Source organism: Paenarthrobacter sp. 2TAF44 (assembly GCF_052114885.1).
Taxonomy (GTDB): Bacteria; Actinomycetota; Actinomycetes; order Actinomycetales; family Micrococcaceae; genus Arthrobacter.
In genome coordinates, this window is the sequence record NZ_JBFRFP010000054.1 from 1 (window position 1) to 1946 (window position 1946).

A 1946-nucleotide genomic window follows, 5' to 3' on the forward strand; every position below is an offset into this window, starting at 1 on the left:
ATGCGGTCGTTGTTGCAGCGTGCCGGTGCCCGGTCGGTGGGTGTGCCGATGGTGACGACCACTGATTATGTGAACACGATCCCGGTGGACCAGGAAGCGGAGTTTCCCGGGAACGAGGAGTTCGAGCGCCGGTACCGTGCGTACATGCGCTGGAACGCCGCGGTCATGGTCCACCGTGCGCAGCGGGCCGATATCGGGGTGGGCGGGCATATTTCCACCTATGCCGGCGCGGCGACCCTGTAYGAGGTCGGGTTCAACCATTTCTTCCGCGGCAAGGACCACCCCTCGGGCGGGGACCAGGTGTTCTTCCAGGGCCACGCGTCCCCGGGCATGTACGCCCGGGCGTTCATGGAAGGACGCCTCTCGGAGGAGGACCTGGACGGGTTCCGTCAGGAAAAGTCCAAACAAGGCCATGCCCTGTCCTCGTACCCGCACCCGCGGTTGATGCCGGACTTCTGGGAATTCCCGACSGTGTCGATGGGCATCGGGCCGATGAACGCGATCTACCAGGCCCAGTCCAACCGGTACCTGCACAACCGCGGCCTCAAGGACACCTCCGACCAGCAGGTCTGGGCGTTCCTCGGYGACGGGGAAATGGACGAGCCCGAGTCCCGCGGGTTGCTGCAGCTGGCAGCGAACGAGAACCTGGACAACCTGAACTTCGTGATCAACTGCAACCTCCAGCGCCTGGACGGGCCCGTGCGSGGCAACGGCAARATCATGCAGGARYTSGAGGCGTTCTTCCGCGGCGCGGGCTGGAACGTGATCAAGGTCGTCTGGGGCCGGGAATGGGACACCCTGCTGGAAAACGACACCGACGGGGCGTTGGTGAAAATCATGAACGAAACYCCCGATGGTGACTACCAGACCTACAAGGCCGAGTCCGGMGGGTTCGTGAGGGATCACTTCTTCGGMAAGTCCCCGCAGACCAAGGACATGGTCGCTGACCTGACCGATGAGCAGATCTGGGGCCTCAAACGCGGCGGGCACGATTACCGCAAGGTCTACGCCGCGTACAAGGCAGCGGTSGAGTTCAAGGGCAAACCCACCGTGATCCTGGCCAAAACCGTCAAGGGCTACGGCCTGGGCCCGCACTTCGARGGCCGCAACGCCACCCACCAGATGAAAAAGCTGACCATGGAAGACCTCAAGGCCTTCCGTGACCACCTGCGCATCCCCATCAGCGATGACCAGCTCGACGCGGACCTCTACCGGCCCCCGTACTACCACCCCGGCATGGACGCCCCCGAAATCCGGTACCTGATGGAACGCCGGGCMGARCTSGGCGGGTTCGTSCCCGAACGCCGCCGCACCCACACCCCCGTKACCCTGCCCGAAGCCAARTCCTACGAGGTCGCCAAACGCGGCTCSGGCAAACAACAAGCCGCGACCACCATGGCCTTCGTGAGGCTCCTSAAGGACCTGATGCGGGATAAGAACTTCGGGGCCCGGTTCGTGCCCGTCGTCCCGGACGAATCCCGGACCTTCGGCATGGACGCGTTCTTCCCGACCGCGAAAATCTACAACCCCAAGGGCCAGAACTACCTCTCCGTGGACCGGGACCTCGTGCTGGCCTACAAGGAATCCCCCGCCGGGCAACTGATCCACCCCGGCATCAACGAAGCCGGCGCCGTCGCAGCGTTCACCGCCGCCGGAACCGCGTACGCCACCCACGGCGAACCCCTGGTCCCGATCTACGTGTTCTACTCCATGTTCGGCTTCCAACGCACCGGAGATTCCTTCTGGGCCGCMGCRGACCAAATGACCCGCGGCTTCATCATCGGCGCCACCGCAGGACGAACCACCCTCACCGGCGAAGGACTCCAACACGCCGACGGGCACTCCCCCATCCTGGCCTCCACCAACCCCGCCGTGAAAACCTACGACCCCGCCTACGGCTACGAAATCGGCCACATCATCCGCCACGGCCTCGAAGAAATGTACGG

General features: G+C 64.3%; 1 protein-coding gene. It reads left to right on the forward strand.

Annotated elements, in window-relative coordinates:
- The coding region (gene aceE, locus AB4Z15_RS24910) for a pyruvate dehydrogenase (acetyl-transferring), homodimeric type (RefSeq protein WP_442019399.1) at positions 1–1946 on the forward strand (1946 nt) is incomplete at both ends.